The organism is Vibrio sp. Y20_XG_PY13, from assembly GCF_024181925.1.
In the GTDB taxonomy this organism is placed as follows: Bacteria; Pseudomonadota; Gammaproteobacteria; order Enterobacterales; family Vibrionaceae; genus Vibrio; species Vibrio parahaemolyticus.
The window spans coordinates 265,765-289,674 of record NZ_JAMZAL010000001.1 but is presented as its reverse complement, the minus strand read 5'-3'; the positions used below and the strand labels follow the sequence as shown (position 1 = coordinate 289,674).

At 43.7% G+C, this 23,910-nt stretch carries 20 protein-coding genes and 2 tRNA genes; 7 read left to right on the top strand and 15 right to left on the bottom strand.

Features of this window, described 5'->3' with window-relative positions; translation table 11 throughout:
- Window positions 1-77: 77 nt before the first annotated feature.
- The 4 genes from NL646_RS01320 to NL646_RS01305 form a co-directional block, all read right to left on the bottom strand.
- Window positions 78-153: transfer RNA gene (locus NL646_RS01320), tRNA-Gly, on the bottom strand.
- A 3-nt stretch (window positions 154-156) separates the two neighbouring features.
- A tRNA-Cys gene (locus tag NL646_RS01315) sits at window positions 157-230 on the bottom strand.
- 222 nt (window positions 231-452) lie between these two features.
- The gene (gene viaA / locus NL646_RS01310) at window positions 453-1,907 is read right to left on the bottom strand and encodes an ATPase RavA stimulator ViaA (RefSeq protein ID WP_005463855.1); all 1,455 of its coding nucleotides are present in this window, start codon (window positions 1,905-1,907) and stop codon (window positions 453-455) included.
- A gap of 9 nt (window positions 1,908-1,916) precedes the next feature.
- On the bottom strand, window positions 1,917-3,578 hold the full coding sequence (locus NL646_RS01305) for an ATPase RavA domain-containing protein (protein ID WP_005480265.1): 1,662 nt from the start codon (window positions 3,576-3,578) through the stop codon (window positions 1,917-1,919).
- 269 nt (window positions 3,579-3,847) lie between these two features.
- Here NL646_RS01305 and NL646_RS01300 point away from each other — a divergent pair, with 269 nt between their 5' ends.
- From NL646_RS01300 to NL646_RS01280, 5 genes are all read left to right on the top strand, one after another.
- Window positions 3,848-4,363 (top strand): NUDIX hydrolase, encoded by a 516-nt coding sequence (locus NL646_RS01300; protein ID WP_021821731.1) that lies wholly within the window; start codon window positions 3,848-3,850, stop codon window positions 4,361-4,363.
- A 23-nt stretch (window positions 4,364-4,386) separates the two neighbouring features.
- On the top strand, window positions 4,387-5,391 hold the full coding sequence (gene ltaE, locus NL646_RS01295) for a low-specificity L-threonine aldolase (RefSeq protein WP_053048132.1): 1,005 nt from the start codon (window positions 4,387-4,389) through the stop codon (window positions 5,389-5,391).
- Between the two features lie 77 nt (window positions 5,392-5,468).
- Window positions 5,469-5,786, top strand: coding sequence for a cytochrome c (locus NL646_RS01290; protein ID WP_005498990.1), 318 nt, complete (start codon window positions 5,469-5,471; stop codon window positions 5,784-5,786).
- 228 nt (window positions 5,787-6,014) lie between these two features.
- Window positions 6,015-7,547, top strand: a complete 1,533-nt coding sequence (gene yfcC, locus NL646_RS01285; protein ID WP_005463845.1) for a putative basic amino acid antiporter YfcC — start codon at window positions 6,015-6,017, stop codon at window positions 7,545-7,547.
- A gap of 100 nt (window positions 7,548-7,647) precedes the next feature.
- Entirely contained in the window at window positions 7,648-8,643 is a 996-nt protein-coding gene (locus NL646_RS01280) for a succinylglutamate desuccinylase/aspartoacylase family protein (protein ID WP_065766225.1), read from the top strand.
- Window positions 8,644-8,737: 94 nt separating this feature from the next.
- Here the strand turns inward: NL646_RS01280 and NL646_RS01275 are convergent, their stop codons facing one another.
- Window positions 8,738-9,862: a multidrug effflux MFS transporter gene (locus NL646_RS01275; protein ID WP_253663740.1), complete on the bottom strand. Its 1,125-nt coding sequence runs from the start codon at window positions 9,860-9,862 to the stop codon at window positions 8,738-8,740.
- Between the two features lie 139 nt (window positions 9,863-10,001).
- On the opposite strand from NL646_RS01275, the gene NL646_RS01270 reads away from it, so the two are divergent.
- Window positions 10,002-10,781, top strand: a complete 780-nt coding sequence (locus NL646_RS01270; protein WP_021487060.1) for a helix-turn-helix domain-containing protein — start codon at window positions 10,002-10,004, stop codon at window positions 10,779-10,781.
- A gap of 18 nt (window positions 10,782-10,799) precedes the next feature.
- Here NL646_RS01270 and NL646_RS01265 read toward each other — a convergent pair whose 3' ends face one another.
- The 3 genes from NL646_RS01265 to NL646_RS01255 are packed head-to-tail and all read right to left on the bottom strand — an operon-like array spanning window position 10,800 to window position 12,459.
- A complete protein-coding gene (locus tag NL646_RS01265; protein WP_021450835.1) occupies window positions 10,800-11,321 on the bottom strand; it encodes a lipocalin family protein in 522 nt (173 codons plus the stop codon).
- A 55-nt stretch (window positions 11,322-11,376) separates the two neighbouring features.
- Window positions 11,377-11,904 (bottom strand): histidine phosphatase family protein, encoded by a 528-nt coding sequence (locus NL646_RS01260; RefSeq protein ID WP_005463834.1) that lies wholly within the window; start codon window positions 11,902-11,904, stop codon window positions 11,377-11,379.
- Window positions 11,905-11,934: 30 nt separating this feature from the next.
- Window positions 11,935-12,459 (bottom strand): AAA family ATPase, encoded by a 525-nt coding sequence (locus NL646_RS01255; protein WP_005463833.1) that lies wholly within the window; start codon window positions 12,457-12,459, stop codon window positions 11,935-11,937.
- Window positions 12,460-12,868: 409 nt separating this feature from the next.
- Between NL646_RS01255 and NL646_RS01250 the strand changes: the two genes are divergently transcribed.
- Window positions 12,869-13,249, top strand: a complete 381-nt coding sequence (locus NL646_RS01250; protein WP_025526163.1) for a cystatin domain-containing protein — start codon at window positions 12,869-12,871, stop codon at window positions 13,247-13,249.
- A gap of 64 nt (window positions 13,250-13,313) precedes the next feature.
- On the opposite strand, the gene NL646_RS01245 is transcribed toward NL646_RS01250, so the two are convergent.
- The 7 genes from NL646_RS01245 to tssH all read right to left on the bottom strand — a co-directional run bounded on the left by NL646_RS01245 (window position 13,314) and on the right by tssH (window position 23,902).
- Window positions 13,314-16,370 carry an AAA family ATPase gene (locus NL646_RS01245; protein ID WP_253663739.1) on the bottom strand — a complete coding sequence of 1,019 codons (3,057 nt, stop codon included), beginning with the start codon at window positions 16,368-16,370 and terminating at the stop codon, window positions 13,314-13,316.
- Between the two features lie 9 nt (window positions 16,371-16,379).
- A complete protein-coding gene (locus NL646_RS01240; RefSeq protein ID WP_237458764.1) occupies window positions 16,380-17,513 on the bottom strand; it encodes an exonuclease SbcCD subunit D in 1,134 nt (377 codons plus the stop codon).
- Window positions 17,514-17,609: 96 nt separating this feature from the next.
- Window positions 17,610-18,452 (bottom strand): transhydrogenase beta subunit, encoded by an 843-nt coding sequence (locus tag NL646_RS01235; protein WP_237458762.1) that lies wholly within the window; start codon window positions 18,450-18,452, stop codon window positions 17,610-17,612.
- Window positions 18,453-18,743, bottom strand: a complete 291-nt coding sequence (locus tag NL646_RS01230) for a PAAR domain-containing protein (RefSeq protein WP_005499010.1) — start codon at window positions 18,741-18,743, stop codon at window positions 18,453-18,455.
- A gap of 13 nt (window positions 18,744-18,756) precedes the next feature.
- A complete protein-coding gene (gene tssI, locus NL646_RS01225; protein WP_021450828.1) occupies window positions 18,757-20,592 on the bottom strand; it encodes a type VI secretion system tip protein TssI/VgrG in 1,836 nt (611 codons plus the stop codon).
- Between the two features lie 57 nt (window positions 20,593-20,649).
- Window positions 20,650-21,129, bottom strand: coding sequence for a type VI secretion system tube protein Hcp (locus tag NL646_RS01220; protein ID WP_005375967.1), 480 nt, complete (start codon window positions 21,127-21,129; stop codon window positions 20,650-20,652).
- A 205-nt stretch (window positions 21,130-21,334) separates the two neighbouring features.
- Window positions 21,335-23,902, bottom strand: coding sequence for a type VI secretion system ATPase TssH (gene tssH, locus NL646_RS01215; protein WP_237458761.1), 2,568 nt, complete (start codon window positions 23,900-23,902; stop codon window positions 21,335-21,337).
- Between the last annotated feature and the right edge of the window lie 8 nt (window positions 23,903-23,910).

Below are 23,910 nucleotides of genomic sequence, written 5' to 3'. Positions count from 1 at the left end.
CAAAAAAACCAGCTTCCGCTGGTTTTAAGTTAATGCTTTAAGCATCGAGATATCGCAATTGCCATATCTGAACAATTTGGAGCGACACACGAGGTTCGAACTCGTGACCTCAACCTTGGCAAGGTTGCGCTCTACCAACTGAGCTAGTGTCGCAAATGGAGGCGCGTCCCGGAGTCGAACCGAGGTCCACGGATTTGCAATCCGCTGCATAGCCACTCTGCCAACGCGCCTTTCTTTAACGCTTTAAGAGGTCTCCCCCGTTGCGTTGGTTGCTACTTTACGGATTCAGAAAAGATAGTCAAACAAAAATCTTTCATTTTCTGTTTGTTTGCTTTTTTTTAAATCAATCAGATGGAAATTCGATCCAATTGCGTATTTATTGATTCTTCCCCAAACACATTCATCCGATAAACGAACTAAAAATAAAGCGGCGAATTCGCCGCTTTAGGTCATCAACCGTTACTTACGCGCTTGAGTAAACGTCCCACAACGTTTGGATGGTAAGACCAAGTATGATCAAACATCGACATTAACGCAGGGTTTCCGTATTTAGATAAACTGATCGCATGGAAGCGGTTTTTCTTCGCTTTAAGCGCATCCACTTTTGCCAACAACTCATCTTGCTGTTTTGGCGCAATAAAATCAGAAATTACCACCATGTCGGCGTTTTTGTATTTATCTCCACTCATCAAATCGATGGATTTGATAAGCGTTGGCTCCAAATCTGTACCACCATGGAAACTGTACGTTAAGAAATCCGCCGCCTCACGCAAACCATCTTGTTTGGTGAGCTCGTAAGTAATGTGTTCAGTAGAGAAAATGATCACGTAACAATCGCGCTGTTCGGCCAGTGCAATCTGCATTAACGCATACGCCATCGCTTTTGCGCACTGCTCAGGGAAACCACTCATCGAGCCAGAGGCATCCACACAGACGATGAACGGCCCTTTTTCGATATCCACAGCTTTGTTGTCTGGACGATGCGCTTTGACTTTACGTAAAGTGCGAGATTTACCTTGCGTGCGATAGTTCATTAAACGCTTGTCGACCAGATGCTTGTAGAACACAACTTCTAGCTCAGGGTAAGCCAAAAACATGGTCTCGTTTGGCAGCAGCTTGTTGAGATCGTCACTTTCATGGATACCGACGATATCATCAGTCGCTTCGTCGCTTTTTTCTTCAACCATTTGCAGCTCTTCCGCTGGTGCACGGTTTAAGTCAGGATCATTCACTTGCCCAGCCATACGGCCAAGCTGTTCTGCGATTTCTTGCAAGCCTTTGTGCTTTTTCAAAAACTCTGCATGGCGCTTCATCACCGTTAAATCGGTTTTGCTGAGTTTTGCCGAAGCCATATCCCACAAGCGCCCTACGCTTTCAGCGTCGCCAGATTCCGTCACTTTATCCATATTGCGCATGGTTTCCATACGTTGATACAGATCGTTAAGAACTTTCTCTTTGTTGGCTTCTAACTCACTTACTTGCGCCTGTTTAATTGCATCAGCAAGGCTTTGATACCATTGGTCACAGAAGTAATGCGGGAACATCGGGTTATTAACCCCTTTGTTCTTTTCCATCATGCGGCGTGCTTGCATGTAAAACGCAGAGTGCCACTCAAGCTTTTTGATCACATCCTCTATGCGCTCAAAAAACTCGTCTTCATCCCAGTGAATCACTTCTTGATATAAAGCGAGCTCTTGTTGGAAACGCTCCGTCTCACATACTTTGGTGATGCGTTTCTTTACGTTGCCGCGCCATTTTAACAAATGGTTTTTCACCGACGATTTTACACCTCGGTTTTCTGCCATCATCATGACTTGAGAGCGAGCCATCAAATCATTTACAGCACTGTCGATGATGCCTGAATCCGCCACCATCAGCGCCAAGTTGAGTCCGTCTGCACCTAACATGTCGTCTCCTTAAGAGAAAAACTGATGTAAGTTTTTAAAGCGTTGAATGATCTTCTCGCTTTCACCTTGGATAGACTCAAGTCGTTGGCTCACCTGTTGCAGACTCGACTCCATAAGACGTGGTAATTCAGGATCCACAAAACTGTGTGGCAGTGCATCATGAAAGTTCGCTTTGACTTTACGCATGTGGTGCTCTGCTTCACTCAGTTGGTTTACGGCTTTTTCGCTTTGCGACAACCATTTTTGGTACAGCTCAATGTCCAAACCTTGTTGCGTTACCAAGCTCACCAAAATACCGCGGTTAGCAATATCGCGGATCACCAAGTTGTTCGCCGCATCCACATCAAAACGCAGACGACACATATTGGTGTTTTGGTTTACGTAACCGTACACATCACCTTGGCCATCTTTGATCACACGGTCCAGTTCATCTTTCGGTACATAAACCCAACGGCTATCGCCTTTTTCCGATTCCGATACCGACATGTTGCTTTGCAAGATAACCAACTTCACTAGGTTAACGGCCGCACCCACTTTGTAGGTTTTCGCCTTCGAAGTATCGAAACGCATGGTTTCTTTGCGCAAAATACCGGTTGCTGCTTCAGAGGTCAGCGTCATACGGTAGGTATCTTCTAGCTCATGCTGAACATCAATCAAAGACTCGCGGCAGTACTCGATTTCCTGCTCTGCGTCTTGTTGGTCAAAAGCGTGCTTGAGCGCGAATTCTTGTACCACTTCACGCACGACATCACGCGACTCAGGGCTATTCCAGAGACAGTCTTGCAATAACAACAGATCAAGAGGATTAATTTCATCACGACCATTAAAGAAAGCGCTCGCTTTCAGTAACTTCACCGCCTTTTTCCAGCGACGGTCAGACACGTACATGTCGGTATGTGCTGCGTCACCAAATTGTGCTTCCACTTTGGTTTCCAGCATCGTTTTTAGCTGAAACAGCTTTTCAAACGCATTGTCGGTGAGCGTCAGTTTATCGAGTTGTTGCTGCCACTGGTGATACTCTTCATCGGTAATTGCCAAACCTTCCGGAATTTGCGCTTCTTGCGATGTGCCAACGGTCAGCATGGATTTGAAGTTTTGCTTATTCTGAATTCGGTTTACGAACACACGTACGAGCATTCGGTCGTACAGTGCGTCTAGGCCGCTGTCTTCATCTGGTAATTCGTTGGAAGCAGAAACCAGCAAACGCATTGGAACACGTTCAATGTCACTGCCATTTTTGAATGTTTTTTCGTTCACGACGGTCAACAGAGTGTTCAGAATCGCAGGGCCCGCTTTCCAAATCTCATCAAGGAAAACGACTTGCGCTGTAGGTAGGTAACCTTTGGTGAGTCGGACATAACGGCCGTTGTCCTTCAACTCTTGAATACTCAAAGGACCAAACACTTCTTCTGGTGTCGAGAATCGAGTCATCAAGTATTCAAAGTAACTGCTGTTATCAAAAGCTTGGATAAGACGCTTTGCAATAAGACTCTTTGCAATACCTGGAGGACCTAAAAGAAAGACGCTCTCCCCAGCCAAAGCGGCAAGGAGACAGAGTTTGATGGTGTGTTCGCGTTCATAAACGCCATCAGTTAACGCTTTTGCAAGCTTGTTAATACGCTCGGAAAGTAGTGCTTTTTCGGCATTGGATGCAAAAGAAGGTTGGATCATACGTACTCCGGCTGCTGAACTGATGCTGTGTATTTATTTTTATACATTTGTTATCACTTTGTTACAAGTGTAATTTGTTCGAATCACCCTTATAACAGATGCTTATCTCTCTCTTTGCTGAGCAATCAAAGTTTCCATTTATGAGATATAGCTCACTGAAAGTGCAAACGCTTTCGTGGCCTTGCAACAGTTTTTGCTTTTGTTTCCCAGCGTTTGTGGTTAATGTTCAAAAACGTCAAATTGCGGTCATTGCTAGGGTTTACAACTGCATGAGCAAAACAATTCATAAATGGAAGCAAATTTCTTTGGTTGAAGAAGACGTTCAGCTTCCTACTGGTCAAGTCATTTCACACACCACCATTCACCATCCAGGCGCTGCTGTAATACTGCCAATCGCCGCCAATGGCGATATAGTCTTAGTGAATCAGTTTCGGCCCTCTCTCAATAAATGGCTTCTGGAGTTACCAGCAGGTACTCGTGAAGGCGACGAAGACCCGCTCTGCTGCGCGCAACGTGAGTTGGAAGAAGAAACCGGCTTCAGCGCAGAAAAATTTACCCCACTCGGTCAAGTGACACCGCTTGCTGGGTTTTGTGATGAAATTCAGTATTTGTTTGTCGCCGAACACTTAGCCAAAACCAATCGCTACGAGTGTGACGACGATGAAGTAATTGAAGTCGTGACATTGTCACGAGAACAGCTCGAAGAAAAAATTATTGATGGCACCATTACCGATGCCAAAACCATCGCTTGCTTAAGCAAAGCTCGCCTTTGCGGATACATTTAGGAATTTGGACCAAGGAGATATTCATGGATTTTCGTTCAGACACAGTGACTCAACCCACCCAAGCTATGCGCGAAGCAATGTTCAGCGCCCCTGTTGGCGATGATGTTTATGGTGACGATCCTACCGTAAACGAGCTAGAGCAATTCGCGGCTGAATTAGCAGGGTTTGAGGCAGCGTTGTTTACCACTTCTGGCACGCAAGCAAACCTTTTAGGGTTAATGGCACATTGTGAGCGTGGCGATGAATATTTATGCGGCCAGCAAGCGCACAATTACAAATATGAAGCAGGTGGCGCAGCGGTACTGGGTTCTATCCAGCCTCAACCAATAGAAAACAATCCAGATGGCACGTTGCCATTTGACAAATTAGAGGCAGCAATTAAACCTGATGACGCGCACTTTGCTCGTACTCGTCTGCTAAGTTTAGAAAACACCATCAACGGTAAAGTGATCCCACTGTCTTACTTAGCGGAAGCTCGTGAATTCGTTAATAAACACAATCTGAAACTGCATCTCGACGGTGCCCGCGTGTTTAACGCAGCCGTTGCGCTCGATGTTCCCGTCAAGGAGATTGGTCAGTATTTTGATTCCATGACGATTTGTTTATCGAAAGGTCTTGCGGCACCCGTTGGTTCACTGCTGCTTGGCAGCAAGGAATACGTCGCGAAAGCTCGCCGTTTAAGAAAGATGGTCGGTGGCGGAATGCGTCAGGCAGGCATTCTAGCGGCAGCAGGTAAACTGGCGATCACGGAACAAGTCGCACAGTTAAAGAAAGATCACATCAATGCAAAAGCATTGGCGGAAGGTTTAGCTGAACTACCGGGTTTCTCGGTAAATCCTGACTTCGTTCAAACCAACATTGTGTTTGCTAAGTTGGATGCTAAAGTCGATATCCAAAGCATCGCGGAGCAACTCAAGCAACAAAACATCATCATCAGCCCAGGAAACCCAATTCGCTTTGTCACACACAAAGACATCTCTGCTGAAGGTATTCAAACCTTCCTATCGAGCCTCAAATCTCTTCTTTAGATTGATTTTGATCATTGAGCTTCCCCTTGGGGGAAGCTTTATTCTACGGTCAATTATCGCTAAATCGAGAATCCATAATGCTAAGAACCCTCCTTTTAACGTCTCTCATTTTTACTTCCACCGTTTATGCCAATCCTTTTGGCGATGCTGAGAAAGGCAAAGTTAAAGCTCCAAGCTGCGTATATTGCCACGGCACAAATGGACTAAGCAGTAATGACGCCTATCCGAACCTTGCAGGCCAAAGTCCTAAATACTTGTATGACTCGATGAAAGCCTATCAGGATGGTTTGCGAACCGGGCCACTGGCAGAGATGATGAAAGCGCAATTACGTATGCTGAACGATGAAGATCTCCGCGATGTTGCTGCATTTTTTGCCGAGCAATCAGGCGACTAAACGGTATGCATTAATGAGTGAGAAAAGGCTCGTCAGCAGTACGAGCCTATTTATTTTCCTGAATATAAGACCAACAACACATTCCACCAACAAAAGAATACAAATCAATCAAACACACTTTAGATCAAATATTTGATGAATTTATAGTTCACTACAGGCATTAATATTGACTTTTTATTCTACTTTATCGATATTTCATGCTTTGTTTGATTCGACGTGAAGTAAGTTATGTCTCACACACATGCGCAGCCATCGGAATCGGCTGCAACAAAGCAATCATGGCAGATGCCTGACACTCTCATTTTAATCTTTTTTGTTGGTATCTTTGCTGCGATTCTTACCTATCTAATTCCTGCTGGTCACTTTGATAGCCAACAGGTGTCTTACGTGGTAGATGGTGCGGAAAAAACACGTACTGTTATTGATCCGTCTTCTTTCTCGTACGCAACCGACGAAAACGGCGAGCTGGTTTACAACAAAGTGGGGCTCTTCGCTTCTGGCGGCGGTATCGGCTTGATGAACTTCCCATTTGAAGGTCTGGTTTCAGGTTCAAAATGGGGCAGCGCAATCGGCGTTATCATGTTTATGCTTGTGATCGGCGGCGCTTTTGGTGTCGTGATGCGCACGGGCACTATCGACAACGGTATCCTTCGCCTGATCGACAAAACCAAAGGTAACGAAGCGCTCTTCATTCCTGTTCTGTTCTTGCTGTTCTCTTTGGGCGGCGCTGTCTTTGGGATGGGTGAAGAGGCGGTGGCGTTCGCCATCATCATCGCTCCATTGATGGTTCGCCTAGGTTATGACGGCATTACGACCGTAATGGTGACTTACGTTGCGACTCAGATTGGTTTTGCGACATCTTGGATGAACCCATTCTCGGTTGCGATTGCACAAGGTATTGCTGGTATTCCTGTACTATCGGGCATGACGGTTCGTATGGCACTTTGGGTTGGTTTTACACTCATCGGTATCGCCTTTACGATGGTTTATGCGTCTCGCATCAAAGCAAATCCTGAGTACTCTTACAGCCGCCGTACGGATAAATACTTCCGTCAGCAAGAACTAGGTAGCCACGACTCTCGTTGGAACTTCGGAGACACGCTCGTTATTCTAACGGTTATCGCAACAACGATTTGGGTGGTTTGGGGCGTAGTAGCTAAAGCATGGTACATCCCAGAAATCGCTTCTCAGTTCTTCACTATGGGCTTTGTGGTTGCCATTATCGGTACGATCTTCCGCCTAAACGGCATGACCCTTAACTGTGCGGCGGACGCATTCAAAGAAGGCGCAGCAATCATGCTAGCTCCTGCTCTTTTGGTTGGCTGTGCGAAAGGTGTATTGCTTATTCTGGGTGGTGGTACTACCGATGAAGCAAGCGTACTGAACTCGATTTTGAACAGCGCAGGCGGTGTGATCAGTGGCCTTCCTGATGTCGCCGCAGCTTGGTTGATGTATGTGTTCCAATCCATCTTCAACTTCTTCGTGACCTCGGGTTCTGGCCAAGCAGCACTTACGATGCCTCTGCTGTCTCCTCTTGCAGACATCGCTGGCGTAACGCGTCAGGTAGCGGTTCTGGCATTCCAACTGGGTGATGGTTTCACTAACGTGATCGTTCCTACTTCTGCGTCCCTAATGGCAACGCTTGGCGTGTGTCGTATCGACTGGGGTGACTGGGCGAAATTCTGCTGGCGCTTTATGCTATTACTCTTTACCCTATCGAGCATTGTCGTCGTCGCAGCTCACGTGATGGGTTTTGCGTAAACTGATTAACAGATAAGAAGGCGAGACAAGTTCTCGCCTTTTTTGATTCAAGCCAAATGGCAAATAAGCATCAAAACGATGTTTTGGAGTGACAACTTTAATGGCAACACAATTTCTGGATGACGTAATTCAGGGTCATCAAGTCATTCAATCTCTCGACGTAACTGACTTGCCTGCTGGCGAGCATAAGTTCTGGTTCCGCATTGCAACCAATGCCCTATCTCAGTGGCAATACCTACCAGTATTGGTATTCAAAGGCGGCAAGCCGGGCAAGAAGATTATGATCACTGCCGGTGTTCATGGCGATGAATACAACGGCGTTCTTGCCGCGCAAAAAACAGCTCGAGAGCTAATCGGCAAAGAACTGGCGGGCACTGTCACTGTTGTTCCAACCATCAACTTAACGGGTATGTTGAACCACAGCCGCGATTTTTACTCCGCAGATCCTGATGCCTCACCAGCAAACCTAAACCGCTTTTTCCCAGGCGACGCAAACGGCAATGAGGCCAATCGCTACCTGTTTGCATTATGGAACAATCTGCTTAAGCCAAATGCAGAGCTTGCAATTGATCTGCACACCCAAACCAGTGGTGCAGCTTACCCATTGTATGTGTTTGCCGATTTCCGTATCGAACAATCGTTGGAAATGGCTCGTTCAATTAACCCAGACGCTATCTTAAACGATCCGGGGGACGCAGGTGTTTTAGAAACCGTGTGGAACAACAGCGGCACTCCAAGCATTACTATCGAAGTGGGCATGGGGCGTTACACTGAGCAAGCGCTGATTGATCGTACGGTTGCGGGGATTTTTAACGTGCTAAAACGCCACGAAGTGATTTCTGGTGAAGCTTCGCCAGTCATCCCTTGCCTTGAAGGTAACGAGATCATCAGTATTCGAGCCGAGTTTGGTGGCTTCGTTCTACCACAAGTGAAAATGATGGATACCGTTGAACAAGGTCAATTGCTTGCGATTCAATACGATAGCTTTGGTGACGAAATTCAGCGCTACATGGCACCGACTAGTGGCACAGTATTAAGTCACAACATTGAGTCGATCAGGGCTCCTGGTTCATTGGTTGTTCGCCTAATCAAATAGCCCTAGTTGTTCGCTATTTGAAAGCACTTTTTCGGATAGGTCAATTTGCAACAAAAAGCCCCGCTCATTTAGTGGGGCTTTTTACGAATAAAATCTATTTCTTCATTCGTGACATTGTCACTAACAATACGGTTACTGCACAACTTGTCTGTACTACACCTAGGTTTTGAATTATTCCTGCCAATCCAAGCCCCGACCCAATCAGTAAGTAGTACATCAGCCCAAATACTGCGCCAGCACTGCCCGCTTGCTGTTTATAATCCACCAAAGCAGCGCTTAGTACGTTAGGTATCGCAATGCCAAACGCCATCACGACCAATAACATTGGAACTAAAAACCAAATAGATGTTTGAGCCCAAAAGACACCAAACCCACCAGCCAACAACAGTATCGACGCGATCCACAACAAAGATGTTTGCGTTTGTCCTTTACCCAGCATAAATTTATTCAACAAACTGCCGACAAAAGTACCTAAGCCTAGTACAACGCCACTGTATCCAAACTCCGATGAGCTAAAACCTAACGCCTCAAATGTGAAAGCACCTAATTGGTAGTAAGAAAACAATGCGATATTGTAGAGCGCAACTAATAACGTCGATTGCCAGATTTGCGCATCTCTCAGCATTCGCCCCAGAAGTGAACCCATATTCAAAGGCTGTTTCTGAATTTGTGTCTCTGGCAGTTTGAAAACGTTGTAAACAAACAAGCCTAACGCCATGACAAACAGTGTAAAAAAGACGGTTTGATAGCCGCCCAATGCGGTTAACTGGCCGCCGAGCAACATGCCAATCACCGGACTGACAGAAATTCCTATTCCCATTACGCCGAATACTTTACCCAACTCTTCGCCAGAAAAACTGTCCCGCAACATGGTTTGCGTCACCACAGAACCCACCGCAATACCAAAGGCGCTCAACGCTCGAGCCAACATGACCACATCAAAGCGGTCAGTTTGCATCGCAACCAATGCAGAAAGCCCATAAACGAGCAAGCCAACTAGCATGGTTGGACGTCTTCCCCATTTATCTGCTAGTAGCCCCCAAACCACGACTCCGATTGCAAATGCTGTAAAGTAGATCGATAGGGTTTGCGCTGCTTGCGTATAGGTGACTGAGAATGACTGTGCAATATCACCAAGTGCAGGGCTGTAAATCGTCTCTACAATTTGTGGAAACATCAGCATCACAACCATTAATCCAATAGAAGGTTTCGTTTTCATTTTTGCCTCTCTATCCCACTTCGACCTGATGAATTCAGAAGCTTAAGTGGGTAACAAACTTAACTTGGCGCGCAGTATAGAAGGCGTTATGCTTTACCCATTAACATCATTAAGACCAAAAACATCAAAATTCGGACAAATGGCACTTATTGAAGAAAACACTCAGTTTGATGCAGACAAGCTCACAGCCAACGTGGTCGGCATTGCTGCAGATGTTGGTAAACACGACTCAGGGATGCATCAGCACCATAAAGGTCAGTTACTTTACGCGCCACAAGGATGCATGACGTTTGCCCTAAATGATTCCATTTGTATTTTGCCGCCAACCAAAGCAGTGTGGATCCCACCTCATACTCCACATCGCGCCGTAATGACGAATGTTGTGGCGTATCGTTCTGTTTATTTCGATTGTGACAAGTTTTCTTGCCCGAAAAGCATCGTGATGATTGAAGTTAACGATCTCCTAAAAGCACTGATCAATAAAATGGCTTTGTGGGAGTGGGACATAGAACAAACCAAAACGAATGCGACAACCATATTGTTTTGGGAAGAGTTTTATCAAGCGAAGCAATTCGAGCTCACTTTACCATTGCCATCGGATCGTCGTTTGGCTTCATTTCGAAACGCGATGACAAAAGACGGATTCATTGCTCCTGATCTCAACCATTTATCGAAAACAATCGGGGCAAGCGGTAAGACAATTACAAGACTGTTTAAGTCCGAAACAGGCATGTCTTATCAAGATTGGCGTCAGCAATGGCGATTGTTAAAGGCAATAGAGCTGTTGTGTGAGGAGAGGCAAGTCAGTGATGTTGCCCATTGTTTGGAGTTTTCATCAGACAGCGCATTCATTGCGTTCTTTAAAAAACAAACGGGACAAACACCACTGAGCTTTATGAAGCATCGAACCTTACTGTAAGGTCAGCAGTTGGACAATTTACTGTTTTTGATCGACCAGGATCAACTCATCTAGCGCAAAGCCTTTCTCTTTGGCGACTCGCTTAAATCGCTCCACCGTCGCCTTATCGACATTTGGTTTCCGAGATAGTAGCCACAAGTAATCATGGTTAAAACCTGAGACAAAGGCATACTCATAGTTTTCTCCTAGCTCGAACACAATGTACGAGGAATAGAACGGACCAAAAAATGAAACTTTAAGATGGCCGATGTTTTCATCTCCAACGAAATACGCTTGGCCTTCGGCTTGTGTCCACTTTTTATCTTCTTGCGAATAACCACGGTTGATAACCGTGACACCACCGTCTTCACGCAATTCATATTCAGCCGTAACGTTAGAGAGGCCGCGCTCAAAGGAATGATCCAGTCGAGCGATTTCATACCATTTACCGAGGTAGGGTTGGAGTGCAAAGTTGTTTACAGGCTCAACATCATCTGGTTTTGACGTACAACCAAACATCGCGATCAAACATAACAACATCCATGCTTTTATAGATTTCATTTTTAACTCCAATAGCGATTACTCATTGATTTTACTCTATAAGATTGAAAATCGATCACAGACGAAAGATTTTAGAATCTCCGCAAGCCAACCCTTGTTCCTGATAACCTTGCAAAGCTTCAAAAACATTGAAATGACTGACGACAATAACTTTGTCATATTGTCTGTACCTTTCCAAAACCGCCATCGTTCGTGCTTTTAACGCTGTCACATGCTCATAGCGCTCGTCGCTCATCGGCAGTCTTAGTTTTAGCAACTCGCGATATTCGTGCCAACGCCGGTCTCGCTCAGCCAACGAAATATAACCACCAGCAGTATCCGCCCGCCACTCTCTCAGATCGTGTTCGACAAACAATTCAAATCCATGACGACGGTTAAGGATCTCCGCCGTTTGGAGCGCTCTCGTATATGGTGAACAAATAATAGCCTGCGCATCATCGAATACGGCGTTGGTAAGCTTTTGATGAAGTTCCGATAAATACGCTCGATCTAATGGCGCGTAATCTTTCTCTAACTGCGTCATGCATCTTTCATCAGCTAATGAAAAATCTGGCACGCCATGTCGCACAAAAATAATGTCCATCTATCTGTTTTCTCTTAGCTTTTACTTATTTTATAGTTTTTCGAGATAAGCTTGTGCTTTTTTCGGGTTAGTCAAATGAACAAATTGAATGGGTGAGCCGCTCAATTCACGTTTCAGTTGAAGATATTTTTGTCGTCGTTTGGCGTAGTTTTTAATAGACCATAATACGATGGAGTCTTTTGTGAACAGTCGATACAGACTTTCTCTGTTACCAGTCCCTTCCCACAGCTCTTGCTCTGTGTAAATACGAGTGAGTGCACGTTTGATCGCTCGGTAAAACGTCACCGTTCTTGAATAGTCCAACCAAATTATCGTGTCGACGTCTTGCCACTTTATGCTTTCAGTTCGAGAATAGTTTCCATCCAAAACCCATTCGCTTTGCGTGAGGGCCGTTTTTAAGTTGCTGAAAAACTCATGGTCGGTGCTTTCTTGCCAGCCCGCTTTCCAAAACAATTTGTCCATTTCGATATGTGTAACGTCGAGCTTCTGAGCTAAGGCTTTTGCGAAAGTAGACTTACCACTGCCGCTACTACCAATGACATTTATCCTTTTCATATAACGCCCTCCATAGCGCTGGCAACAAACTAACGAAGAACGCTGCAGTTAGTCAAAACTACAGCTTATTTTTACAGGTCGGTGATAGTAGTGTTTTGTATGATTGATAAGAAATTCAAACGCCAAACATGTGAACTATGACTCATATTAAATTTGATTTATTGCGCTTAACGCTGCCCCAACTCTCGAGTAAATTGAGTCTTCGTAGGCAACAACATCACGAGTTTTTACACTGTAAACTGATTTATCAAGAACAGAATGTTTGATTTATCGTGTTTATTTTCTATGTAAACTCGATCCAATTACTCATCGAATTAACTTTGTGCATATCAAAAGTTTGCACAACATAGACAATGGCGTGATCTCATCACCACTATAATACGACCCGATATGAATAGAGGTGATGGTTATGATGTTAAAAATAGTGTCGACTTGTGCAATTTTGGGGTTGCTTGTTGGTTGCCAACCAAAAAACCAAGAAGAGACGACACATGTAACAGCCTCGGCAGATGTATGTAATACACAGGGAAACATGCCAGGTGGGTGGAACGAATTTGATGCTACCCCTGATGCACAAAAGGCGATGGCCTTTGTCCTGAAACAAATGGATACCCTTTCGTCATTCAAACAAATTCTGACAGTTCATGCACAAATAGTGAGCGGTGTGAACTACGCAATTGAATTTGAAATGGATGATGGCTCGATTTGGAACACTATTGTGTATCGTAATCTCGACGGAGAGTACGCGATTACTCAATCGCCAAAAGAAGGTCACTTCTGCGAACAATAAGTGTCAGAGTCGATAAAAAAGCCCCATAAAGGGGCTTTTTTGTTTTCATTTAACTATTTGATTTTTATTTAGATATTAGCATCTGAGATTTAACCGAAACGGTAGAACCAAACCTAGACGGTTCAACATCGATTCGCAACGCCATCTGCTCTTTGAGTTCAGACACGTGCGAAATTACGCCAATCATGCGGCCCGTTTGTTGCAAGTCGACCAATGTTTGAATCGCCAGATCGAGAGATTCAGGGTCCAAGCTACCAAAGCCTTCGTCGATGAATAACGTATCTAAACGAATTCCACCGCTGTAAGATTGCACGACATCAGACAAGCCTAATGCCAAAGCTAAAGCTGCCATGAAGGATTCTCCACCCGACAACGTTGCAACATCACGCATTTTTCCGGTGTAACCGTCTTCCACCACGAGATCAAGTCCTCGCCCTGCTGCACCCTTAAAACCCTCTGTTTTACGCGCTAGAATATATCGACCCTTGCTCATCAAACTCAGTCGTTGAGAAGCTTGAATCAACACATCATCCAATAAAACCCCCAACACAAATCGGTGTAAACTGATACGGCTGCCCGTTTTACCACTGGCGACATCATAAAGCGTACCGAAAACTTTGTACTCTTCCTCTAATTTACGGTTTTTATCGTGCAGATTCGAAATTTCATTGCGAACTTTTTCCAAACCCTCAAACAGTGAACGCGTGCTATCCAGCTGATTTCTAATTTCTAGATACGAATGTTGAGCAGTGCTTAAACTGACGTTAAGCGCTTCTAAATTAGGCTTATCGACCGCCTTCAAAGCTTGATTTAAATCCGCAAGAGTTTGTTCTAACTGAATTTGTGTCTGCTTAAAGTTATCTATTTCTTGTTGCCAAGTTTGAGTTTGTTGTTCACTCACTTTACTCTGTAAGAAGTGCCCTTCATCAGCAAACGCACTCGCTTTTAGTGCGCTTTCCCATTCGGTTTTAGCATTTTCCAGTTTACTATTCGCTTCCAACAGCCACTGTTGGTGAGTCGTCAACTGACTATCGACATTTGATTTCGCCAGCACAGCTTGTTGTAACTGTGCTTGCGCAGATTCTAGGCCGTTATTCAGCTCAACAATTTGCTTGTGTATCTGAGTCAAGTCGTTTTCTAGTTGCTCTAGTGATGTGTATTTATCATCTAATGACGCACTCAATTTCGCTAACTGCTGCTGATTTGCTTTAATCGTCGATTCATTTGCAGCCATCTGGTTTTGCAAATCGTTGATCTTACCTTCGCCAACCACACAACGTTGATTCAACTCGTTCACGCTTTGCTCAAGCTGAGCAATATTAATTGCGTTCAAATGCTGTAATCGTTCATTGAGTTGATGAATTGATGCCTGTAATGCTTGCAGCTCTAGGTTCGCGTTCTGCCCTAACTCCGAAACCATTTGCTCAATTTGCTGCGTGTATTGAGCAATCGCAATATTGTGTTGTTCCAACTGGTTGCTCAATTGGTTCAGCGTGATTTGAGCCTCACGCTCCTGATGACGAGCCTGTTGAACTTGCTCTTTTGTGACTTCATCACCAACAAATTGAGCAGGCTGAGGATGTTCGGTACTACCACAAACGGGACACTTCTCTCCAGTTTGTAAACGAAGAGCAAGAACTGCCGCTTGCGCATTATGCCAACTGAGCTCTAACGCATCCGCTTCACGTTGAAGGTTTTCATAATAAGACTTGGCTTGAGTTACCGAGGCTTGTTTACTTGACGTCAATGCATCTAACTTTGAAAGCTCTTGATTTAAATTACCTAACTTTTGAACATCCGACATCAAACGCTGCTGCTGTTTGATCTCTGCATCCACACCACCAATACTTGCGACATCAATGCGAGCTTGCTCCAACACTTTTTGCGCTTGCAGGGCGTCTTGCGTCAGTTTTTCCCTAAACACTATGTATTTTTTTAGCGTTTCTTCAAATTCTGATTTCTGCTGAAGTCCTGCAGCGATGGCACTATCCAGTTCAACCTTCTCGACCAACTTGCTTTTCATGCTTTCAAGTTGGTATTGCTGCTCTGTCAGCGTAGGAACCCGATTAGCTTGTTCTTTTGCCTGTTGGAAGGCTTGTTCCTTCGTTTTTAAGACGTCGTCAGCGGCTTTTAAATCTTGAGAAAGAACGGCAACCTTTTGGTTTAAATCTTGAACTTGCTGGGCGGCATTTTGCAGCGTGATATAAGGCAGTTCAATCCTACTCGCCTTTTTCGCATTCTCTAACTGCAGTTGGCGAGCCGAAATGGTTTCAGTTTGTTGCAAGTGCAGATGGAGCGAGGCTTCTGCTTGTTCACGCTTTTTAAATTCATTACTTAACGTTTCAGCTCTCTGAATTTCTGTTTTCACGGCATTTAACTGAGCAAGCGATTCCTGCTCTCGCTTTTGCGCTGACGCGAATTGGACAGACAGCGTTTCACGTTGTTCTGTTAATTCCGCTTCTGATGTCACTCCCGCAACTTGAAGCGCGCCACGAATTTGGTTATCAAACTCATCTTTTGCTTTGCTTATCGAGCTTGCTTTGTCTTTTAAGGCGTATTCAATCTTTTTGTAGATATCCGTTTCGAACAACTGGCCAAAGATCTCTTCACGCTCTTTAGACGTTGCTAATAACAGCTCGCGAAATTTACCTTGAGGCAATACCATAACCTGACGGAACTGAGTTTCGTTCAAACCAATAATATTAGTGATCTCAGTTTTAACTTGGGTCGTTTTGCTGGTGATGAGTTTTTCTGTCTCACCCAATTCATACAATGACGCCGTGTGTTTGCGAACGGTCAAGCCCTCACCACGGGCTTTCGGAGCTTCTTGCTCCGGCGCGCGAGTCACTCGGTAAACTTTGCCATGCAAAGAGAAATCTAGAGTTACTTCGGTTAGCAGCTGTGGCGATGCTAAATCACAGCGCATTTGGATCCCTTGACGTTCATTGCTAGTGGTTTCGCCATATAGCGCAAAGCAAATCGCGTCTAAGATCGAGGTTTTACCTGAACCCGTAGGTCCATTAATTAAAAATAAAGCATTACTTCCAAGCTTTTCAAAATCAATAGTTTCTGTTTTCGCAAACGGACCAAAGGCTTGCATCGTGAGTTTGATTGGTTTCATATTTGGCCCTTACTGCTGTGAAAGTTGCTTAATGATGTTGCTGATTGCTTGCTCTTGCTCATTTGATAACTCACTATCCTGTGCTTCAGCAAAGAAATCTTTGAACATGTCAATTTCACTGCGAGCGAGCTTAGCTTGCGCCATTTCTTGCTCGACACCAATTAGCATTCCTGGCTTTTCTAGCTGCAAAACATTCGGGTAAACCGTGCGAAGTTTCTCCATCGGGTTCAAAATGGCGTGTTTATCCATTAATCTCACCAGTAAATAATCTTCATTTTTCGGGTCCGTTTTGCCCCACTCTAGAATTTGTTCCAATTCGCCTTCAACGATACGCATTTCATGAGGCGCCGTTAACTCAATATGTTCCGCCCCAATAAAGCCATCTTTGCCGATTTCAACTAATGTGAAGCCTTTCTTTTGATTTTGTTCACCGAAGCTGTACTTCATCAACGAACCAGAATAACGAATGTACTCCTCACCTTTCTTTTGAGGTTGGTGCAAATGACCTAACGCGACATAATCGAAGTTTAAAAAGTGCTCGTGGCTAACTCGATCAGAGCCACCGATAGAGAGTGGTCGCTCTGATTCAGATTCAATAGCACCATCTACAAAGCAATGACTGATTAGAATATTTCGATGCTCAGATTGGAACTGCTCTGTAATTTTTTCGGCAATCAGTTTATGAGCTTCATCGTGTGTCGACACCGGCTCTTTATACACATAACGTACTTGTTCAGGATCATTGTATGGCATTCCATAGAAAGCCACATGACCAGCGGCTTTCGATTCAATCACAACTGGCGTTAACATATCTTCAAAGTTGCTGATGATATGCAATCCCGAACGTTTCATTTGCTCAGAACCAAAACCCAAACGCTCTGCGCCATCGTGATTGCCTGAAATCAATATCATAGGAGTATTGAGCTCACCACAGATTCGCTTTACGACTCGATTAAGCAACTCGATAGCAATCGTTGGTGGAACGGAGCGATCATAGACATCTCCGGCAACGATTACAGCATCAACCGGATTGTTTTCAATATATTGGATAAGTTGCTCAAGAACTGCCTGCTGATCTTCAAGCAAAGAGACATTGTGAAACTGTCGGCCAAGATGCCAATCTGAGGTGTGGATAAACTTCATTCGAATTCACTTTCTGCCACAAACATGGCGTTATCTTATTATCCCGTTAGGATATCGTGACTTCGTAAGCTTTTCATGTGGTTTGTGTTGATTGATCTAAGAATTTTCGCTCTCATTTCGACCAAATAAGGCTCCAACAACATACCCACTTGGCTCGATGTCTAGCTGAACAGCGTGAAAGCGTTCACTCATCTCGTTCATTTGTTGTTGATACAGGCAGACAGCTTTGAGAATACCGCTACAGGCCCCAAGCGAACCTAACTTCACATTCAGAAAATGGTATCTAGTGTCGGAGGTAATCCACGTTGAGAAGCTCTGAATATGATGCATCCAAATAGGCTCTTCGCCTTCAACAGATACAGTAAAGTCACTCACTGGATATTTACAGTTAAGCCCTAACTGCTGAAGGACCTTCTCTACTGCGATTGACTGTTGTGTGGCATCTAAATCAACACAAACGTTTCTGCTGAATAAACCACCTTTGCACGGCTCGCATTTCGCCGCCACGACCGAACTACGCGAACCATTCACGTCATCATTTTTGGCATTAAATCCCAAAACCCAGGTAGGTCGACTTGAGACCAACTCTCTTTCTATTCTTCCAAGAGCCATCAAAAAGGATGCCTGCCCGTAAGGATACAAGTAGATATTTGTACTTGGATGACCACCTAAGGCAGAGGATATCTCAAGCATGATTTTTTTCAGTAGCGTTTTGTCGCTGAGTTGGGGCAACAATACGCAAACACAACCAGATACTTCTGCTTGTTTTAAGCTTCTCCCATGTGACGCAATCAGCTTAAAAAGTCGTTCTTCATAAACTTCATTGTTAACGTTTTGTGTTCTTTCACCGGAAAACCTAAATGAAGCATCGAGAATAGAGCTGACTTGTACTTCCTCATCGTCAATAAGACATAAAGGCATCTTAAAACCAATTCGCATCTATCCCCCGATGAGGACGGTCGGTACACCGACGAGAATTTTTCCACCATGAGATGTAGAGTCCCCTGATCTAGCAGCCGGTTTACCATTAATCTTAACGCTAGAAGACCCCGCAGATATGCTGTCAGGCGGCCCGATACAAACGAGTTTGTCACCTTTTCTCGCGGCAGGGATGCCTCCTATTTTTACATTTGGAGAACCCATAACAACAGGACCTCCAACATGAGGGATCTTGCCTGTTTTCTTTGGACAAAGGTGAAAACTTCCAATCACTGCTGCTGGTTTACCCATTCTCAGTTCCCTCTTAATTCAAAGAGATTTGTCCTGCTTTCAATGCGATTGCAGAGCCATTGATAGAAATCTTGTTGCCCTTAATGTTGATTTCGCCAGAACTCGACATTTGAATTGAGGCTCCACCGACTTTAATTTCAATACTTTTCCCTGCATTGAGGGACAACACTTTTCCAGTGTCAGAGGTATAGTTCTCTCCCACCTTTAACATCGCATTTTTTCCAACGTCTTGAGTTACATCGTTGGTTACTTTCTCAACTTTATTGTTCTCAACTACAATATCCACGCAGTCTTCGACTAACATTTGGAACAACTTTTCTGCGTGAAGGTAAATGTGTTCTTCGCCAGGTTTATCTTCAAAGCGTAACTCGTTGAAATTGGCGTTTCCTTTTTGAACTGAGCGGGACTTAAAACCGCTTTGAGAACTTTTCTCTGGAAGAGAATACGGGGGCAACTGGCTCCCGTTATACAGCGCACCCGTGACAATAGGTTGATCTGGGTCGCCATTCACAAACTCTACGATAACCTCTTGCCCTACCCGAGGATGAAACACCGCACCCCATCCATTTCCGGCAACACTTTGAGCAACTCGAATCCAACACGAACTATTTACATCGTACTTACCCAAACGATCCCAATGGAACTGTACTTTTATTCTGCCATGTTTATCAACGTATACCTCACCGTCTTTATTACCAGTCACAATGGCTGTTTGAAGACCTTTAATTTGCGGTTTAGGGTAAGTAACCGCCGGCCTTAAAATGGTTTTAGAGTCCACACAAGTAAACGCAACACGAACACCTTGAGAAGCGGTGCCACCCAGACCAGTTTGATTAAACACAGAAGCAAAAATCGTCACAGAGGCCAAGACATATTCTTTTCCTACTCGCGATTTATCTTCGTGTTTTTTGAACTTAAAACATTTACCCACAGAAAAGGTTCGACAACTCGCCTCTCCGCTACATAGATAAACGTTCTGTTGAAGGGATTCAATTGCGTGAGTGTTTCGAAGCGAGTACTGATCGTCACTTTCTGTTTCACCCAGATACTCAAAATACTCACTCGCAGGTACGGTAAACAGTGCAGTATCACCAGCAGCTACGTTTTTGGGTTGTGAGGCTGGTTTTAGCATATTGAAGCCAGACTTCTGGCTTGATTTAGTCGTTAAAACTTGTGTTTCGTTCCAAGCAGAAATGTGACTCGACTCTGAACTGCCTGTATCGAAATCGACCATAAACTCAGGACTGGGTTTGTAAAAGCTTACATCATCAAAAATATCTAGGACATGGGATGATTTAGAGTGACTAAAGCAAAAAGAGAGCCCCTCTTCGGCTAGGAGGCGCTGAACAAAAGCAAGATCAGATTCTTCATACTGAACTTTGTAGGAATATTGGGGATACGTATTTTTTAGTTCAAATTTAAATGCAACACCATGCTCTGAAAGCACTTCGGAAATAATGTCTTTTATATTTTTCTTCTGAAAGATCTTACAATTATTTCTGTACGCTGCGAACTTAACTTTCGGTTCAACAATAATTTCAATATTTTTGTAGTTTTCTCCATTATGAGAATTCATCACTCTCTGGCCTTCGAGCTTTGCAGCAGAGACAATGCCATGGAAAAAACGCGGACTTTTAGAAACACGACTACTATTTTCCATTGAAATCGTTACTTCTTTACCCACGATTTCATTGAGCTCATTTTTTTGATCATTAAAATAAGCTTTAGCACGCAATGAAAAAAGCTCCGAGATCCCTTCTCTATATTCGAACGAATTGAGAATAAGAGCATCTTTTCCAAACGGAGAAGAAATACGGATAAAGTTGTTGTCTTGACTTGCTTTTTTCATTGGATACTTATATTTCCTTTTGAAATGGCGGAGGAGATAACCCCTCCGCACAATAAATTACATTTGTTGACCTTTAACACCGCTGTAACCGTAAACCAACGGAGCAGATGTGTTGTTTTTGTCATCAGTAGGTGTCACTGTCATCATCATTTCAGTGTATGAAATTGTGATAGTTTCTACTGGGCGATCATCTTGAATCGATACTGAGTAGTTAGAAATCATCGCATCAGTCAGTTCGATTTTCATGATTTCTTCAACTTTTTCGCCCTGCTTAGTGATGTGGAATACTGCAGGTTTACCTTTACCGATTGTTGCTTCCTTGAATAGATCAGGAGACGAACGATCTTGAAGTTTAGTGATAGTTAAATCATATAGGCGTGTTGCACTTGCTTCACGGTCCATTGCTGTACCCGTGTAAGAAGAAATTTCACGACCAACACTCCAATCTACAGATAGTAGTGTAATTAAATCCTTATATTGTTCCGCTGTCGCTTCACCTTTAATATCTGCGTATTTAAGATACGTATTAGACTGCATGCTAATCTCCTAGAGCATTATTAATTGACATATTTCGTATTAATTAAATTATCTGAATAATGATAATTAATGATTGATGTATCAAAAACTTCATTTTAAATACGCTCCTTTATATCTTTAAATTAGATTTAAATTAAGCGATATTTATAACTAATAATAGTTATTATGAAGCAACTCTCAATTATTATTTACAGAGTTAAACTTGTTAAATAAGTGAGACTTCTAGTTCTTTAATTGAACCTCTAACATTAATTTCATCGAACGTCTTACCATTAAGAATTGCATTCAATATTTCATGAGAAATTTTAGGAAGTAAATTATTTTCAATGGTGGTTTGAACTACACGAGCACCACTTCCTGACTCATTACTATTGTCTACAATGTCATTAATTAGTTGTTCATCAAAATACAACCCTGCCGAATAATGTTTTCGGATACGGTTAGATACTTTGTTGAGTTTTAACTTAGTTATTTCCGTTAGGACTTCTTTTCCGAGAGGCAAGTAAGGTAATACATTAACCCGCCCCAAAAATGCAGGTTTAAAATCTGTTAGCAAGTCATCTCTAAGCGCTTCTTTTAAAGCTTCCGGTTCTGGCGCTAAATCTGGATCTGCATAGAGAGACATTGTGGTTTCTGTGCCAGTATTCGCCGTCATGATAATGATGGTGTTTTTAAAATCGATATCTCGACCTTCACCATCTTTAATGGAGCCTTTATCAAACACTTGATAGAAAATATCTTGCACACCGGGGTGCGCTTTTTCCATTTCATCCAACAGAATCACACTGTAAGGTTTACGCCTTACGGCTTCCGTTAGAACGCCCCCCTCACCGTATCCGACATATCCAGGAGGAGAGCCTAACAACAATGAAACCTTATGCTCTTCTTTGAATTCCGACATATTTATCGTGGTTACGTTGTCTTCGCTCCCATAAACTTTCTCTGCGATAGCAAGAGCAGATTCCGTTTTTCCGACACCACTAGGGCCAGTTAATAAAAACACGCCATTAGGTTTGGTTTCATCCGTCAATTGGGCACTTGCTGTTTTGATCACTTCGGACATGATTTCTAGAGCATGATCTTGCCCCACCACTCGCTCGCACAAGCTATCTTTTAGGTTAAGAACCGCTTCAATTTCGTCATCTTGCAATTTTCCAAGTGGAATACCTGTCCAATCAGAAATTACCTCAGCAATCAAAGATTCATTCACATGAGAAAAGACTAAAGGTTGCGCGTTGAGCGCTAAGTTCGATTCGATTTCCTGTAATCGCTCTTTGTCACAGTCGGCATTCTCTTCTATCACCTTAGCTCTCAAGGACTTAGCTTCTTGAACCCACTGCTTTTCTTGTTCCCAAATTGCCTCTAATTCTATGACTTGATTAGATAACTCATCGATCTCATATCGAATATTATTAAGCTGTTCATCGTGACTTACGCCTAACAGAGCCTCTTTGGAAAGTTGTTGAAACTCCGCTTCTTTGATGTTTAGCTTTTTCTTTTTGCTATCCAACGCGCCCGGAGTGGCAGATTGGCTCAATGCAACACGCGAACATGCAGTATCTAATACCGATACTGCTTTATCTGGTAGTTGGCGTCCGTTGATGTAGCGAGCAGAAAGTTGTACCGCAGCATTCAGTGCTTGGCTTGTGATATAAACATCATGATGTTGCCCCATGATGTTAACCAAGCCTCTAAGCATATCTACCGCTAACTCAGGAGTCGGCTCGTCTACTTTCACAACCTGGAAGCGCCTCGTTAACGCGGCATCTTTCTCAAAATATTTTTTGTATTCAGCCCAAGTAGTTGCAGCGATGGTCCGTAACTCTCCTCGAGCCAACGCTGGTTTCAATATATTAGCAGCATCACCTTGTCCCGCTTGACCACCACCTCCGATTAGACCATGAGCTTCATCGATAAAAAGAATGATTGGCTGCGAAGATTCGTTAACTTCTCGAATGAGATTTTTAAGTCTGTTTTCAAACTCCCCTTTCATCCCCGCACCCGCCTGAAGCAAAGCAAGATCGAGTGATTTGATGGCAACATCATGTAAAGCCGGAGGAACATCCCCATCCACTATTTTTTGCGCCAGCCCCTCAATTACCGCAGTTTTACCTACACCAGCCTCACCCGTTAAGATCGGATTGTTTTGGCGGCGACGCAATAAGATATCGATCATCAAGCGGATTTCATTGTCGCGACCGATAACAGGATCTATTTTTCCAGCTTTAGCTTGCTCAGTAAGATCCGTTGTGAACTGATTCAATGCAGAGTTCGAGCTGCTCGTCGCCTTAGAAGTATTGTTTCCACCATCGCTCACATGCTCTTTAATTACGACTAGGCGAGATGGTTCGACTTTGTCTAGCTCCGCGCTAATAGCATTCATCATATTCACTAGCGTGTCATCAGAAAGATATGCAAACAGTAAGTGGATACAGTTCACTTGTTCTTCATGAAACTCTATCGTTGCGCACATCAAAGCATTCTGCATCATGGTTACAGTATGAGCAGAAAGGCCTGGGACGGTTTGGCATCCAGTTTTGTATTTTTCAAGCTGAGCTTGCAGTTGTTCTTCGACTTTTCTTTCATCAATATCAAAAGCTTCAAACACTTCTGAATAAATACCGGATGGATGTTGAACTATCGCCAACAACCAGTGGGTCAACTCTATACTATGATGTGTACGCGAACTTGCCATTGCCGCCGCTTGCTCTAGCGTTTCCTTCGCTTGCGGAGACAATCTTTCGACCAACGCTGAAAGTGATAATGAAGCCATTATGTTTC

Coding starts and splice junctions, on each gene's coding strand:
- viaA (WP_005463855.1), bottom strand. CDS start 1,907: ATGTTAGGTGCAGACGGACTCAACTTGGCGCTGATGGTGGCGGATTCA.
- NL646_RS01305 (WP_005480265.1), bottom strand. CDS start 3,578: ATGATCCAACCTTCTTTTGCATCCAATGCCGAAAAAGCACTACTTTCC.
- NL646_RS01300 (WP_021821731.1), top strand. CDS start 3,848: ATGAGCAAAACAATTCATAAATGGAAGCAAATTTCTTTGGTTGAAGAA.
- ltaE (WP_053048132.1), top strand. CDS start 4,387: ATGGATTTTCGTTCAGACACAGTGACTCAACCCACCCAAGCTATGCGC.
- NL646_RS01290 (WP_005498990.1), top strand. CDS start 5,469: ATGCTAAGAACCCTCCTTTTAACGTCTCTCATTTTTACTTCCACCGTT.
- yfcC (WP_005463845.1), top strand. CDS start 6,015: ATGTCTCACACACATGCGCAGCCATCGGAATCGGCTGCAACAAAGCAA.
- NL646_RS01280 (WP_065766225.1), top strand. CDS start 7,648: ATGGCAACACAATTTCTGGATGACGTAATTCAGGGTCATCAAGTCATT.
- NL646_RS01275 (WP_253663740.1), bottom strand. CDS start 9,862: ATGAAAACGAAACCTTCTATTGGATTAATGGTTGTGATGCTGATGTTT.
- NL646_RS01270 (WP_021487060.1), top strand. CDS start 10,002: ATGGCACTTATTGAAGAAAACACTCAGTTTGATGCAGACAAGCTCACA.
- NL646_RS01265 (WP_021450835.1), bottom strand. CDS start 11,321: ATGAAATCTATAAAAGCATGGATGTTGTTATGTTTGATCGCGATGTTT.
- NL646_RS01260 (WP_005463834.1), bottom strand. CDS start 11,904: ATGGACATTATTTTTGTGCGACATGGCGTGCCAGATTTTTCATTAGCT.
- NL646_RS01255 (WP_005463833.1), bottom strand. CDS start 12,459: ATGAAAAGGATAAATGTCATTGGTAGTAGCGGCAGTGGTAAGTCTACT.
- NL646_RS01250 (WP_025526163.1), top strand. CDS start 12,869: ATGATGTTAAAAATAGTGTCGACTTGTGCAATTTTGGGGTTGCTTGTT.
- NL646_RS01245 (WP_253663739.1), bottom strand. CDS start 16,370: ATGAAACCAATCAAACTCACGATGCAAGCCTTTGGTCCGTTTGCGAAA.
- NL646_RS01240 (WP_237458764.1), bottom strand. CDS start 17,513: ATGAAGTTTATCCACACCTCAGATTGGCATCTTGGCCGACAGTTTCAC.
- NL646_RS01235 (WP_237458762.1), bottom strand. CDS start 18,452: ATGCGAATTGGTTTTAAGATGCCTTTATGTCTTATTGACGATGAGGAA.
- NL646_RS01230 (WP_005499010.1), bottom strand. CDS start 18,743: ATGGGTAAACCAGCAGCAGTGATTGGAAGTTTTCACCTTTGTCCAAAG.
- tssI (WP_021450828.1), bottom strand. CDS start 20,592: ATGAAAAAAGCAAGTCAAGACAACAACTTTATCCGTATTTCTTCTCCG.
- NL646_RS01220 (WP_005375967.1), bottom strand. CDS start 21,129: ATGCAGTCTAATACGTATCTTAAATACGCAGATATTAAAGGTGAAGCG.
- tssH (WP_237458761.1), bottom strand. CDS start 23,902: ATGGCTTCATTATCACTTTCAGCGTTGGTCGAAAGATTGTCTCCGCAA.